A 14,435-nucleotide genomic window follows, 5' to 3' on the forward strand; every position below is an offset into this window, starting at 1 on the left:
TAAAAGCTGAGTAGTATTGGGTGAGAGGTGAAATGATGAATAAACAACAATGTCCAGTTTGCGGTGAGCAAAACAACTGTGGGCTTGAAGAGAGCAAGCTCAAGAATTGTTGGTGCTTCCATATTGGTGGTATCCCACAAACGCTCTTAGAATTAATTCCTCAGGAGAATAGGGGAAAAAGTTGTGTTTGTGAGAGATGTATAAGAAAATATAACAAGTGAGATGTATATATTTTACATTCAGGAGGAGTTTGCTCGCCTGATAGCGAATAGAAAATGGAGAAATATTAGGAGGTATTGTGTGTGCAAAAAGTCCGAACTGAAATGTTTGAGTGGATCAAAGCATTGATAATTGCACTAATTATTTCTTTTCTTATCCGTATTTTCATCTTTTCTCCTGTCGTTGTAGATGGGGCTTCAATGGAACCGACATTACATGACCAAAGCCGAGTTGTTATGAGTAAATTAGGTGAACCTGATCGCTTTGATATTGTAGTGTTTGATAGTGATGGAGAGCGTAATTTTATTAAAAGAGTAATTGGCCTGCCAGGAGATGAAATTACCTATGAAAATGATCATTTATACATAAATGGTAAGGAATACGATGAACCTTATTTAGATGAGTTAAAAGAAGCACTAGAAAGAGGCATGCTTACAGATGATTTTGAGCTCAAAGATACGAAAGTAAGTCAAACCGTTGTTCCTGAGGGGCATTATTTTGTATTAGGAGATAATCGAAAACGAAGTCTTGATAGTAGGGTCATAGGTGTCATCTCTGAAGAAAGAATCCTTGGGAAAGCCAAAGCGGTTATTTGGCCGATGGATCATATGGAGGTCGTTAAATAAGGGAGAAGGAAAAACCTAGTTTATTGATCCGCTAGGTTTTTTTCGTGAATAGAACTTTATTGATAACGTCATGTTAGGGTTCTAACATTCACTCGAAAAAATGTTAAACTATAACATATCAAAAGGATTAGGGGTCGAAAAAACAGTGAAAAGGATAGTATCGGCGATAGAAGTGGCGAGGTTGGCAAATGTTTCGCAGTCAACTGTATCAAGAGTATTTACTCCAGGTGCAAGTGTGTCCGAGAAGACAAGACAGCGAGTGCTTGAGGTGGCTGAGCAGTTAAACTATCAGCCGAATGCTCTTGCACGAAGTCTTATAACGAAACGAACAAATATGATTGGATTAGCAATGAAGGATATTCAAAACCCATTTTACCATGAAGTATTAGGGATTTTTACGAACAAGCTAAAAGCGAAGGGATATTCAGTTTTATTTGTCTATACAGAAAATGAAGAGATACAGCAAGAAGAAATCAATCACTTTCTTGAATATAATGTCGAGGGGATTATAATTACAGATGCAATGCTCTCATCTAACATCGTGACTAAACTAAAAAATAATCATATTCCCGTGACATTGTTTAATCGCTATGATAAGAATCTTGAGTGTAATTCTGTCAGTTGTGATAATATCAATGCAGCAAATGAAATAGCAAAATATGTCGATCACCTGTACTGTGAAAAAATCGTCTTTATTACAGGTAAAATAAATACATCAACTAGTCAGGAAAGACAAGAAGGTTTTGTTAATTACTTCAAAAACAAAGGAATCCCCGTCGAGATTCTTGAAGGTGACTATACATACGAGAGAGCCTTTTTCTTAACAAAAGAATTGATTGAAAAAGATTATGTACCAGATGTGATATTTGGGGCTAATGATATTACGGCATTAGGTGCTCTTGATGCATTGAAAAGCAAGGAAATAAAGGTGCCAGAACAGACAATGGTGATTGGTTTTGATGATATCAAAATGTCCTCTTGGCCTAATTATAATCTTTCTACATGGGTTCAACCTATTGAAGAGATGGTGGATGAAACCATTCGCCTTCTTGAACGAAATCAGCGGGAAACCGGACATAAGACAGTAAAGGTTCAAGGTAAGTTTATCCATCGTCAAACGACAAAATAAAAGAAGGAAAGTCCTTGCAGCCCAAGGATTTTTCTTTATGTAAAAATTTCTGAATATAGGAAAATAACAAAATATATATTTGACAAATGAAAACGCTTCATTTATCATCTATTTCATAACCTTTGCATACGTATGCAAAATGGAATGATATATTTTTTTGAATGCTTTTGCATACGTATGCAAAAATCCAGAAAGTGAGGAAATTAATGATGGTCATTTACCTAAAACGAGGAAAAGTAGAAGAGGATATTCAACAAGAAGATTTAAAAGTTTCTGAGATTGTAAGAAACACAATTAATAAAATTGAAAGAGAAGGGGATCAGGCTTTAAAAGAACTATCGGAAAAATTTGATAAATGGACTCCAGAAACTTTTCGTTTAAGTAAGCAACAAATAGAGGAGATTTGCGCTTCGATTCCTGAACAAACTATTTTAGATATTGAGTTTGCTCAAAATAACATTAGAAATTTTGCCGAAGAGCAAAGAAAATCAATGAAAGACATTGAAGTTGAAACAATGCCAGGTGTTATTTTAGGTCATAAGAATATTCCAGTTAATAGTGTAGGTTGTTATATTCCAGGTGGACGTTATCCAATGGTGGCTTCAGCACATATGAGTGTTTTAACTGCGAAAGTTGCTGGGGTAAAAAGGGTCATCGCTTGCACTCCTCCCATCAATGGTGAAATCCCTGCAGCAACTGTGTACGCTATGCATAAAGCAGGAGCAGATGAAATTTATATTTTAGGTGGCATCCAGGCAATGGCTGGTATGGCAATTGGCACGGAAACAATGGAAGCGGTTGATATGATTGTTGGTCCAGGAAATGCTTTTGTTGCAGAAGCCAAACGTCAATTATATGGTCGCGTGGGTATCGATTTATTCGCTGGACCTACGGAAACACTAGTCGTGGCTGATGAAACCAGCGATCCTGAAATGATTGCTACTGACTTATTAGGTCAAGGAGAGCATGGACCGACATCTCCAGGTGCATTAATAACTACCTCTAAAAAAATTGCAGAGGAAACAGTGAAAGAAATTGAACGCCAATTAAAGATATTACCGACTGCTGATGTAGCACGTGTTTCTTGGAATGATTATGGACAAATCCTTTTAGTTGAGGACGAACAGGAAGCTTTAAAAGAAGCAGATAGACTTGCATTTGAACATGTAGAGATATTAACGAAAAACCCAGACTTCTTTTTAGAGAATATGACGAATTATGGCTGCTTGTTCTTAGGACCAGAAACGAATGTAGCGTACGGTGATAAGGTGATTGGTACCAACCATACACTACCAACAAAAGGGGCAGCGAAGTATACTGGTGGCTTGTGGGTAGGAAAGTTTCTTAAAACAGTGACCTATCAAAAGGTAACATCAAAAGAACAAAGTGCCTATATTGGTGAATATGCTGCACGTTTATGTCAATTAGAGAATTTCGCAGGTCATGCAGAACAAGCTTTACTACGTGTGAGAAGATACGGAAATCAACAGTAAATGAGCTTTTAACTTGATAAAAAGTAGGTGATATTCAATGTTAAGTATGATCGGTTTAATTGGAGGGTTAGTCTTACTTACTGTCCTTGTGATGCGTGGGATGAACCTTTTAATTGTGGCGCCACTTTCAGCACTGTTTGTTGCAGTGCTGAACGGTGTTCCGTTATTTCCACAGTTTGCAGGTAAGGATGAAGTAGATTTCATTACGGGTTATATGGATGGTTTTGCCGGTTTTATTACTTCTTGGTACTTGATGTTTTTAGCCGGGGCAATATTTGGGAAGGTAATGGAAGATAGCGGTGCTGCTGAAAGCGTTTCCCATTGGATTGTAACTAAAATCGGGATGAAGCATGCTGTGCTTGCAGTAGTCCTTTCTTGTGCAGTATTAACCTATGGTGGTGTTAGTTTATTCGTAGTTGCCTTTGCTGTTTACCCGATGGCAGTAAGTTTGTTTAAAGAAGCCGATTTGCCTCGGCGATTTATTCCGGCTGCACTTGCTTTTGGGTCAACGACTTTTACGATGACATCTGCAGGTTCACCAGAAATACAAAACTGGATTCCAATTCCTTATTTAGGGACAAACCCTTATGCCGGATGGGAAGTTAGTTTAATAACAGCGATATTTATGCTTATATTTGGCTATTGGTTATTGATGAAAGTGATACGGAGGGCGGTAAGGAAGGGGGAGAAATTTGTTGGAAGAGATACGGATAACAATGAAATAAGAAGTGAATTACCTCATCCTTTATTAAGCCTTATTCCTTTATTAGTTGTTCTTATTGTTGCATTTGTTTTCCACGATTCTTTAGCGCAATCTGCATTAATTCTTGCCTTAACAGGTGGTGTTATCGCTACATGGTTACTTAATCGTAAATATGTCAGAAATTTCTGGGAAGCTGTTGGCGAAGGAACAATGGGAGCTCTTATAGCAATTGGAAATACGGCTGCTGTTGTTGGTTTTGGCGGTGTAGCAAAAATCACTCCTGCGTTTTCTTCTGCTGTAGATTTTATGACCAGTATTCCCGGTTCACCATTAATTGGAGGGGCATTGTCTGTTATGGTTATCGCTGGATTAACCGGTTCCTCATCTGGCGGGCAAACAATTGCTTTACCAATCTTAGCACCTCATTATTTAGATATGGGTGTGAATGCAGAAGCGCTTCATAGAACGGTATCCTTATCTTCAGGTACGCTTGATTCATTACCACATGGAGGATATGCGGTGACAACCATTCGTTCTATTGCTGGGGAAACGCATAAAGATGCTTATCCTGCATTCGGTTTAATGACTGTAGTGGTTCCAATTGTTGCTGTTGTACTAGCGGTTATTCTTTTTTCTCTTGGTGTTGGTGTATAATCTAGAAAAAAGTAAATAGATTCATAGGAGGTTATCGTCATAGCTTATTTTGCGGCAATACTGCATATGGTAGATATTGAAAAAAGTAAGGAGATTCGTCCAGATCACCTAGCGTATTTAAACAAACTGGAGAAAGAACAGAAAATCTTCGCTAAAGGTCCCTTTGCTGATGGAACTGGCGGGCTAGTCGTATACAATGCTGATAGTTATGATGAGGCTATGACATTAGCAGAAAATGACCCATATATTGTCCATCATGCTCGTCGATTAGAGCTAAAGGAATGGTCTATCATCGAGTAATCATATATTGGAATAAGAACATGCATATCTCTATGTATGTTCTTTTTTTTATTTGATGAGTAAATAGGAAGTAGGTAGCTGGATGGGGTAACGGCGATGTGAACAACCGATTATATTATCTGTTCTCACCACTTTTTTACCGTACATCCATAAAGTTAAAGCGTATTTAACATTATTATACGAGAATCTAATATTTCCTTCATATTCCAAAAGTATCATGAATATATAACAAGTGGAAAGACTTGCCTTCTTTCAAAAAGCCGTATATTCGACGAGTAAAGGGTTTTTACTTCATCGGTATATGGCTTTCTTTAGGGGGCGGTAAAAGGGGTGAGAGAATATGCGTGCTTTGGAATTAAAACAGATGAGAAAGTCTTACCAAGCGGATATAGAAGTGTTAAAAGGGATTGATATTGTGATTGAGCCTGGGGAATTTTTTGTGTTAGTCGGGCCATCTGGTTGTGGAAAAAGTACGTTGTTAAGGATGATTGCTGGATTAGAGGAAATAAGTAGTGGTGAGCTTTATATTGGCGGGGCTTATGCAAATAAGTTAAAGCCAAGTAAGAGAGAATTATCTATGGTGTTCCAAAATTATGCTCTGTTTCCTCATATGACAGTTGAACAAAACATTGCCTTTGGTCTACATGTGAAAAAACTGACGAAAGTTGAACAATCACAGAGGTGTCAGGAAGCGGCAGAAACGCTTGGACTCACACCATATTTGAAAAGGAAACCAAGAGAATTATCGGGTGGTCAAAGACAGCGTGTAGCACTCGCTAGAGCAATCGTTACACAAGATCCTATATGTCTAATGGATGAACCACTCTCAAATCTTGATGCAAAATTGAGAACAAAAATGCGTTCAGAGATAAGGCAGTTACAAAGAAAATTGGGTATTACGATGATTTATGTCACACATGATCAAACAGAGGCGATGACGATGGCCGATCGCATGATGATTTTAAATCAAGGTGAAGTGCAACAAGTTGGGAAGCCGCTTGATATTTATAATCACCCGGCGAATACTTTTGTGGCATCGTTTATTGGCGCACCGCCAATGAATATGGTTAATGGATATATTCAAAATGGAAATGTCCATCTCCCATGCGAGACAAGGCTCCCACAAATTCATCAGAATTTAGCTGGTGAATTCACGATTGGAATTAGACCTGAGCATCTAGTAAGAGCAACGAATACGGATGAAGCCACATTGCAAGCTACCGTTACGAATGTAGAAATGCTTGGTACAGAAACACTAATTAATTTTCAGTTAACGGATAAATTGCAGTGGACAGCAAGGTGGCAAGGTCAGCATGCGATTCCTTTAGGAGAGAAGGTTTCTTTTGCTATCAAAATAGAGGACTTAGTTTTTTTTGATGATCAAACGAAACAGAATACTTTTCTTGAAGGTGTGGAGGTGATTTAGTTTTATGCCATCACTTAATATGAACGTTGACCCAAAGCGGCCATCTCTAAGAAAAAATCGATTTTCCCTTGCATCTTTAGAGGGCTGGTTATATGTACTACCATCTTTTATTTTATTTATTATTTTTCTATTTTATCCGATGGTTAGGACGGTATATTTGAGCTTTTTCTATACTGATACACAAGGAAAACCGTTGTCTTTTGCGGGTTGGGAAAACTTTACCACATTGCTTTCTTCAACTAGTTTTTTAACAAGTGCTAAGGCCACTTTCTTATTTGTTTTATACACGGTACCAGTTGGCGTGATTCTCGCTCTTGCTTTGGCGTTACTAGCTAATCAGAAATTGAAAGGCATTGGTTTCTTTAGAACCATCTTTTCCTCAACGATGGGCATGAGTGTAGCTGCCTCATCAGTCATATGGATGTTTATTTATAACCCATCGATTGGTATAGCAAACAAAATACTAAACTTTTTTGGTTTTGCTGATATGCATTTCTTATTAGATCCGAATACTGCTTTGCTCTCAGTCGCAATCGCGACGATTTGGATGAATACAGGGTTTACGTTCCTCATTTTGCTAGGGGGGTTACAAAATATCGATTCCCAATTATATGAAAGCGCAAGAATTGCTGGGGTAAGTTCTTCTTATTCCTTTAGAAAAATCACACTCCCAATGCTATCACCAACACTTTTCTTTGTTCTTACAGTGACGATGATTAATTCATTTCAGTCATTTGGGCAAATCGATATTTTGACAAAGGGAGGACCAATCGATTCGACCAATGTGATTGTGTATTCCATTTATAAAGATGCCTTCATTAACTATAATATTGGCTCTGCCAGCGCACAGGCGGTTCTTCTCTTTCTATGTGTCTTCATCTTGACAGTGATCCAGTTCAAGCTCGGTGAGAGGAAGGTGCATTATCAATGACAATCGGGAAGAAGATCTTATTATATTTAGTCCTTATTCTCTCAGGTTTTATCATGTTTTTCCCCATTGTTTACGCTTTTATGATTAGTTTTATGCAAGGGGGAGAAGTTCTGCAAGGAAAGCTCATACCAGAAAACTTCACACTAACCAATTACCTTCATGCTTTCGAAAAGGTTCCATTACTGCGGTATTTGATTAACAGCTTGGTCGTATCCACAGTCATTATGTTGGGACAATTACTACTCTGCAGTTTAGCGGCCTTCGCTTTTGTTTTTACAAAATTTAAAGGGAAAAACCTTTTGTTTATGCTTTTTATTTCTACGATGATGATTCCTTGGGAAGCGACGATGGTACCAAACTTTCAAACGATACAGTCATTAGGATGGTTAAATAGTTTTCCAGGATTAACGATTCCTTTCTTCGCTATGGCCTTTGGGACTTTTCTGCTTAGACAACAGTTTAAGACGATTCCTATTGAATTATATGAAGCTTCCCAGGTTTCGGGGGTGAGTCGCTTTAAGTTCTTCTTAACGGTTGTCTTGCCGATTTCGAAAACAAGTTTAATTACGCTTGGAATCTATTGCTTCTTGACGGCTTGGAATATGTACTTATGGCCATTGCTTGTCACGAATGATGAAAAGGTAAGGACCGTCCAAATTGGCTTAAAGCAGATGCAGACACAAGAAATTGCGTCTGAATGGGGGGTGGTAATGGCAGGGGTGATTCTCGTCATTTTGCCAACTTTACTATTAATCTTTGTTGGTCAAAAACGTTTACAGGAAGGGTTAACTAGAGGAGCAATAAAGTAGAAGTGGGGAGAGGATGAAAAGAATGAAGAAGCTTTGGGTGGTCAGTATCTTATGTATGCTCATATTCATGACGGCATGTTCAAATGATTCAGCAACTACAGAGGAAGCTAGTGGAGATGGAAAAACAGAAGTGATATTTTGGCATTCGATGAGTGGCGAGCTTGAGCGTGTTGTGCAAGAAGTAGCTGATGGTTTCAATGCGGAACAAGATGAGATTACAGTGACACCAGTTTTTCAAGGGACATATGAAGAAGCGATTACGAAGTTTAATACGGTAGCTGGAACAGAAGATGCACCAGCAATCATGCAAACTTTTGAAGTCGGGACGAAATATATGATTGATTCAGGGAAAATACAACCAGTGCAGAAATTTATTGATGATGAAGGATACGATATGAATCAATGGGAGAAGAATATCACTAATTATTATGCTGTAGATGACACGCAATATTCCATGCCATTTAACTCATCCACTCCGGTACTTATTTATAATAAAGATGCTTTTAAAGAAGCTGGATTAGATCCAGAGAAAGCGCCTGAGACGTATAGTGAATTAAAAGAGGCGGCTAAGAAATTAACGAACGATGACCAGGTGGGCTTTTCAATTTTAAATTACGGCTGGTTTATTGAGGAATTAATCGCGGTCCAAGGTGGATTATTTGTTGATAATGATAACGGACGCACTGGTAATGCGGAAAAGGCAGTATTTAACGGTGAAGAAGGACTAAAAGTCTTTGAATTAATTAGTGAGATGCATAAAGAAGGTACCTTCTATAATACTGGACAAAATTGGGATGATATCCGGGCTGCTTTCCAATCTGGCAAAATTGCTATGTATCTAGATTCATCAGCAGGTATTAGAGCTACAGTTGATAATGCACCGTTTGAGGTTGGCGCAGGATATTTACCTGTACCGGATGGAGTAGACAGACAAGGGGTAATTATTGGCGGCGCTTCTTTATGGATGGCGAAAGATATTGATGAGGAAAAACAGCGTGCTGCATGGGAGTTCATGAAGTATGTGACTACACCTGAAGTACAGGCACAATGGCATTTAAAGTCAGGTTATTTTTCTATTAACCCAGCAGCCTACGACTTACCGCTTGTACAAGAAGAGTGGGAGAAGTATCCACAGCTAAAAGTAACAGTTGATCAGTTGAAAAATACAATTCCATCTGAGGCGACTCAAGGGGCATTAATTTCTGTCTTCCCAGAAGCGCGTCAAAAAGTTGTGAGCGCAATGGAAAGCCTATATCAAGGTGTTGAACCGAAAGAAGCATTGGAGCGTGCGGCAGCAGAAATAGATCAGTCATTAGAGGCAGCGAACAGAAAAAATGGGAGTCAGTGAGAGGGTGGAGGAAGTTTCTATTTATGCTCATCGTGGAATGAGTGGTACCTTTCCTGAAAATACAATGACTGCATTCCAAGCAGCCTTAGATGCTGGAGTTGAGGGAATCGAATTAGATGTGCAAATGAGTAAGGACGGCCACCTGGTCATTATTCACGATGAACAAATTAATCGTACTACGAATGGCAAGGGTTATGTTAAAGATTTAACTTTAGACGAACTCCTTGGCTTAGATGCAGGAGGATGGTTTTCTTCTAATTTTATCGGCGAGGGTTTACCATCACTTCAACTAGTATTAGAGTGGCTTTTAGAGGAGGGCAATGACCTTACATTAAATATAGAATTAAAGAACGATATCATTGCTTATGAGGGGATGGAAAGAAAAGTTTTAGATTTGATTGATCGGTACCAATTACAAGGCCGAGTAATTATTTCTTCATTTAATGCACCTAGTTTAAAGAAAGTAAAAGCGATAAATCCGAATATCTCGGTTGGTTATTTAATTGCTGGTGTGAAACAGGATGCTATTAAAGTAGCAAGGGATATAGGTGCCGATGCCATTCATTGTCAACCAAGTTTCGCTCTTTCTACTTATGGAAGAGATGCGATAGAAAAAGGATTTCCTCTTCGTGTCTATACGGTAAACGAAAGAGCAGTAAAGGAACAATTAGTTGAAACAGGTGTCGAGGTCATTATGACAGACGTACCGGAACAACTTAAATAAAAAGTAAAGCAGGTGTAGTGTGATTGTATGCTCCCCTTTAGTAGTCAAATTTTTCAAGAAATCTGACTGTTAAAGGGGAATTTTTCGTGTCTAAAAGAACTATTACTCAGGAGTTTAAAATTGAAGTTTTACAAGCATAAATAAGGAAGCTTTAGTTAGTGTGATAATATAGGATTTAGGTGTAAATAGCAAACTGTTATTAAAGAGGAGGGCTGAAATTTGTCTGCGATATGGGATAGCGATGTTGAAGTTACTATAGACGAAGCACAACAAATAATTAGGGAACAGTTTCCGATACTTGAACCTGTCTCTATTAAAGAGAGCGGTGAAGGATGGGATAATAAAGTCTTCGTTGTAAATGAATCGGTCATTTTTAGATTCCCACGAAGAAAAATTGCTGTACCCTTAATAGAAAGAGAAAATAGATGGTTACCACAATTAAAGCAACACTTACACAGTAATATTCAAATTTCTACACCTATATATATTGGTCAACCAAGTAGTAAGTTTCCATACCCATTCACAGGTTATCCGTTGATTAAGGGTGTTTCTACCAATGAACGAGAGATAAGCGTGAAAGATCGTGGCGCTATCGTTGAGGACATTGCCTTATTTTTAAAAGCCCTTCATCAAATACCAAGTAGTCATTTTCTTGGAATCATAGGGGATGAAATTGGCAGGCTAGACGTTCATGCAAAAAAACTAGAAGTTATTCAACGATTAGAATGGATGGAGGCAAATGAAGTTATTGACTCCCGAAAACCTTTTTTAGCCATTATTCAACTAGCAATAAATACGAGTGTAACGGCAAGGAATACATTGGTTCATGGGGATTTTTATTTCCGCAACTTTCTGATTTGTAATAATTTAAGACTTGCAGGTGTAATTGATTTTGGGGATATGCATCTTGGCCATCGAGCGGTTGATTTAGCTGTTGCTTATACGTTCGTTCCATCATATATGAGGGAAAGCTTTTTTTCTATTTATGGTGAAATTGATAAAGAAACGGAATCGTTAGCTATGTTCAGAGGGCTGCATGTGATGTGCTATTTACTTTTTTATGGGATGGATAAACAGGATGAAGGCATTATAAGAGAAGCGAAAGTAGGGTTAGCGAATCTCATTTCCAATCATTAATAGCTAGCTTAAAGGTTGAAAATACGCTAAAATACAAGGGTTATCAATTTAGTTAGAACATTTGAATGCTACCATTAGTAACTCGCCAATGGGTGAGTTTTCTTTTTGTGTCATGAAATAAGAGAGGAAGGAGTTTTTTATAATGAAGAAGTTATTTTCGACCTATCGTACGACTATTTTGTTATTAGCTGCTATTCTTATTGGCGGTATAGCAGGGGTAGTGTTTGGGCCTGCGACATCAGTTGTGAAACCTTTTGGAGATTTATTTTTAAATTTAATGTTTATGATTATTGTTCCACTCGTCTTTTTTAGTATAGCATCGGCTATTGCGAATATTAGTGGGATGAAACGTTTAGGTAAAATTATGGGAAGTACATTCCTCGTTTTCTTTTTAACAGCAGTCGTTTCTGCTGTATTAGGATTCGCAGGTACCTCTCTATTCGATCCATTAAAAGATACGGATACTTCAAGTATTATTGCTATGATGGATGAGGCGGAAGTGGCAGAAGAGGAATCTGAGAATATTTCGTTACTTGCAAAACTAGTTGAGACGGTGACTGTTAATGATTTTCATCTTTTATTCTCTAAGAGCAATATGTTACAGCTTATTGTTTTCGCAATCTTATTTGGCTTGGCTACCGCACTAGTAGGTGAGAAAGGCAGACCAATGGCTACCTTCTTACAATCAGGCACAGATATTATGATGAAAATTGTAAAGATTGTTATGTATTATGCGCCGATTGGTCTAGGGTGTTATTTTGCAACAATCATTGGTGAATTAGGACCGCAGATTTTAGGTGGGTATGTTCGTGCTTTTGTTTTATATCTAGGTATAACACTTGTCTATTATTTTGGCTTTTTCACATTGTATGCCTTTATTGCTGGTGGGAAAGAGGGAATCAGTGTATTTTGGAAAAATGCGATTTCACCCTCAGTGACAGCAATTGCAACATGTTCTAGTGCGGCAAGTATTCCAGTTAATCTTGACGCGACGAAGAAAATGGGCGTACCTAAAGATATAGCTGAAACAGTTATCCCATTAGGAGCAAACACCCATAAAGATGGCTCAGTTTTTGGTGGCGTGATTAAGATTGTTTTTATATTTAGCTTGTTTGGGCAAAGTATGACAGATCTGCCAACAATATTAAGTATCATTGCAGTCGCCTTTTTAGTAGGTGCGGTTATGGGAGCGATACCTAGTGGGGGATTAATTGGTGAAATGCTCATCTTGAGTGTATTTGGATTTCCGCCTGAAGTACTGCCGATTATAGCTGTGATCAGTACAATTATTGATGCGCCAGCCACACTTCTGAACTCAACAGGTAATACGGTGTGCGCGATGATGGTTAGTAGATTAGTAGAGGGAAAAGATTGGTTGAAAAAGGCGTTCCATGTAAAAACAGTTTAATTTAAAAAAATTTATAAAAATAGGTTTATAGTTTTAGGTGAATGGGTATAAGAATTCTGGTATCATATTTTGGGGAAAGTGATACTGACAATGTTGATGATTAGGAGAAAATGCGGATGAAATCATTTTACGAGTACTTTAAGGAGAAAACTTGGGATTTAACAGAGAATTGGTATGCGGAATTAGATAAGAGTAAAGATGGTGTCTATAGCACAACAGACGATTCTCAAATTACTATATTAAAGAAACAAAATCATGCATTCCATGAAATCTTTGCAGAGTTATTTAACACAGAATCTGAGGCACCAACAGAAGCATTTGATGAATGGGTTACTTCTATTGCAAAGGACCCTGCCCATTTAAGCACGCCCTTAGATGAAATCATTAGTGAATTTCTTAGTGTGCAAGAACAATATTTCGATGTAGTTCAAAATTATATTGAAGAATCAACGACGGTGTTATCACATAAAGAGGTTAACACGCTTAATCGATTGATTTCGCAATCATTTAGAAAAATTATGAGTGAATTTAGTAGAAGAAATATCGAAGAATCTAATCGTATGTTAAAAGCACAGCAAGAGATGATTATTGAACTTAGTACACCAGTAATAAAAATTAAACAGGATGTAGCTATTCTCCCTCTAGTTGGAGATATTGATACTCATCGTGCTCAAGTCATTTTTGATAAGACACTCGAACAATGTAACGATATGCAAATTGAAGAGCTTGTAATTGATTTATCTGGCGTAGCAATCATAGATACAATGGTGGCTGCTCAAATTTTTCAGGTTATAGATGGCTTGAAATTAATTGGTACCGTCGCCAGTCTTTCAGGTATTCGACCAGAAATTGCGCAAACAGCTGTTCAATTAGGTATTAATTTCCGTAATATTAAAATCTATTCTTCATTGGCACAAGCCATTCATCATACAAAGACATTATAAATAGTTAAACTAAAATAGAACACGAAAAATTTTTCGTGTTCTATTTTAGTTTCATAGTGAGTAAACCTGTTTTCTTTTCTCTTACAAACCTAGCTTTTATATATCATTTAGGTCTTAATGTACGATCGTGAACAATTTCTTCTCCACCCAAATCTGATGGATCATAAGTTGGCCCATTTGTTCTTCTAGGAGAGTTTTCTGATGTCATTACCTAGATACATATGAAAATGAGCGCTTGGTGTTGGATAAATACGATGGTCACTAAATTGCACAAACTTTGGTGCGGCTTGATCTCCATCCACTCGTTTGAACGAATACCGAACCACCTGATTACCAGCTTCATAAGTAAGGATATTTAATCCATCCTATTCAATGTTCCAGAAAGTGTAGTGTCTTTTTGTGCACTTGTTGACTATATTTTGGTATGCAGTTTTTTAAATATAAATCGTAATTATTATTATTTACAGCGGGTGGAAAAAATAAAATATTGCTACCAGATTACTAGCGATTTACTATATACTGGAATTAAGATTTAGTAGATTAATTCGTTTTTGAATGGAGTGTAGACGAGCTTGAAAAAAGTC

15 protein-coding genes are annotated in these 14,435 nt (G+C 37.6%); 14 read left to right on the forward strand and 1 reads right to left on the reverse strand.

The genetic code is table 11. The annotated features are described in order from the left end of the window. Positions 1–35: 35 nt before the first annotated feature. From MHI57_RS25095 to MHI57_RS20720, 14 genes are all read left to right on the forward strand, one after another. On the forward strand, positions 36–221 hold the full coding sequence (locus MHI57_RS25095; protein WP_218971972.1) for a cysteine-rich CWC family protein: 186 nt from the start codon (positions 36–38) through the stop codon (positions 219–221). 81 nt (positions 222–302) lie between these two features. Further along, a complete protein-coding gene (gene lepB / locus MHI57_RS20660) occupies positions 303–845 on the forward strand; it encodes a signal peptidase I (protein ID WP_095370347.1) in 543 nt (180 codons plus the stop codon). Positions 846–990: 145 nt separating this feature from the next. Continuing rightward, a complete protein-coding gene (locus tag MHI57_RS20665) occupies positions 991–1,974 on the forward strand; it encodes a LacI family DNA-binding transcriptional regulator (protein ID WP_095370346.1) in 984 nt (327 codons plus the stop codon). 209 nt (positions 1,975–2,183) lie between these two features. After that, entirely contained in the window at positions 2,184–3,467 is a 1,284-nt protein-coding gene (hisD, locus tag MHI57_RS20670; protein WP_307317310.1) for a histidinol dehydrogenase, read from the forward strand. 37 nt (positions 3,468–3,504) lie between these two features. Beyond that, on the forward strand, positions 3,505–4,824 hold the full coding sequence (locus MHI57_RS20675) for a GntP family permease (protein WP_340978111.1): 1,320 nt from the start codon (positions 3,505–3,507) through the stop codon (positions 4,822–4,824). Between the two features lie 39 nt (positions 4,825–4,863). Further along, positions 4,864–5,124 carry a YciI family protein gene (locus tag MHI57_RS20680; RefSeq protein ID WP_095370344.1) on the forward strand — a complete coding sequence of 87 codons (261 nt, stop codon included), beginning with the start codon at positions 4,864–4,866 and terminating at the stop codon, positions 5,122–5,124. A gap of 340 nt (positions 5,125–5,464) precedes the next feature. After that, positions 5,465–6,550, forward strand: a complete 1,086-nt coding sequence (locus tag MHI57_RS20685; protein WP_095370343.1) for an ABC transporter ATP-binding protein — start codon at positions 5,465–5,467, stop codon at positions 6,548–6,550. A 19-nt stretch (positions 6,551–6,569) separates the two neighbouring features. Then, positions 6,570–7,481 (forward strand): carbohydrate ABC transporter permease, encoded by a 912-nt coding sequence (locus MHI57_RS20690; protein WP_328199651.1) that lies wholly within the window; start codon positions 6,570–6,572, stop codon positions 7,479–7,481. Continuing rightward, positions 7,478–8,290 (forward strand): carbohydrate ABC transporter permease, encoded by an 813-nt coding sequence (locus MHI57_RS20695; RefSeq protein WP_340978112.1) that lies wholly within the window; start codon positions 7,478–7,480, stop codon positions 8,288–8,290. The genes MHI57_RS20690 and MHI57_RS20695 overlap by 4 nt, the downstream gene beginning before the upstream one ends. Before the next feature lie 22 nt (positions 8,291–8,312). Then, positions 8,313–9,638: an ABC transporter substrate-binding protein gene (locus tag MHI57_RS20700; RefSeq protein WP_095373522.1), complete on the forward strand. Its 1,326-nt coding sequence runs from the start codon at positions 8,313–8,315 to the stop codon at positions 9,636–9,638. A 4-nt stretch (positions 9,639–9,642) separates the two neighbouring features. After that, complete coding sequence (locus tag MHI57_RS20705) at positions 9,643–10,362, forward strand: glycerophosphodiester phosphodiesterase (RefSeq protein WP_340978113.1); 720 nt, start codon at positions 9,643–9,645, stop codon at positions 10,360–10,362. Positions 10,363–10,581: 219 nt separating this feature from the next. Next, entirely contained in the window at positions 10,582–11,499 is a 918-nt protein-coding gene (locus MHI57_RS20710) for a phosphotransferase (RefSeq protein ID WP_095370339.1), read from the forward strand. 142 nt (positions 11,500–11,641) lie between these two features. After that, the gene (locus MHI57_RS20715; protein WP_340978114.1) at positions 11,642–12,907 is read left to right on the forward strand and encodes a dicarboxylate/amino acid:cation symporter; all 1,266 of its coding nucleotides are present in this window, start codon (positions 11,642–11,644) and stop codon (positions 12,905–12,907) included. Between the two features lie 116 nt (positions 12,908–13,023). After that, positions 13,024–13,851, forward strand: coding sequence for an STAS domain-containing protein (locus MHI57_RS20720; protein WP_095370337.1), 828 nt, complete (start codon positions 13,024–13,026; stop codon positions 13,849–13,851). Positions 13,852–14,036: 185 nt separating this feature from the next. Here MHI57_RS20720 and MHI57_RS25100 read toward each other — a convergent pair whose 3' ends face one another. Next, positions 14,037–14,204, reverse strand: a complete 168-nt coding sequence (locus MHI57_RS25100) for a ZinT/AdcA family metal-binding protein (RefSeq protein ID WP_095370336.1) — start codon at positions 14,202–14,204, stop codon at positions 14,037–14,039. Positions 14,205–14,435 lie beyond the last annotated feature (231 nt).

The sequence above is a fragment of the Cytobacillus sp. FSL K6-0129 genome (assembly GCF_038007625.1).
Taxonomy (GTDB): Bacteria; Bacillota; Bacilli; order Bacillales; family Cytobacillaceae; genus Cytobacillus; species Cytobacillus kochii.

Bases quoted from the DNA above. Each gene is read 5' to 3' on its own strand.
- MHI57_RS25095 (WP_218971972.1), top strand. From the start codon at position 36: ATGAATAAACAACAATGTCCAGTTTGCGGTGAGCAAAACAACTGTGGG.
- hisD (WP_307317310.1), top strand. From the start codon at position 2,184: ATGGTCATTTACCTAAAACGAGGAAAAGTAGAAGAGGATATTCAACAA.
- MHI57_RS20675 (WP_340978111.1), top strand. From the start codon at position 3,505: ATGTTAAGTATGATCGGTTTAATTGGAGGGTTAGTCTTACTTACTGTC.
- MHI57_RS20685 (WP_095370343.1), top strand. From the start codon at position 5,465: ATGCGTGCTTTGGAATTAAAACAGATGAGAAAGTCTTACCAAGCGGAT.
- MHI57_RS20690 (WP_328199651.1), top strand. From the start codon at position 6,570: ATGAACGTTGACCCAAAGCGGCCATCTCTAAGAAAAAATCGATTTTCC.
- MHI57_RS20695 (WP_340978112.1), top strand. From the start codon at position 7,478: ATGACAATCGGGAAGAAGATCTTATTATATTTAGTCCTTATTCTCTCA.
- MHI57_RS20700 (WP_095373522.1), top strand. From the start codon at position 8,313: ATGAAGAAGCTTTGGGTGGTCAGTATCTTATGTATGCTCATATTCATG.
- MHI57_RS20715 (WP_340978114.1), top strand. From the start codon at position 11,642: ATGAAGAAGTTATTTTCGACCTATCGTACGACTATTTTGTTATTAGCT.
- MHI57_RS20720 (WP_095370337.1), top strand. From the start codon at position 13,024: ATGAAATCATTTTACGAGTACTTTAAGGAGAAAACTTGGGATTTAACA.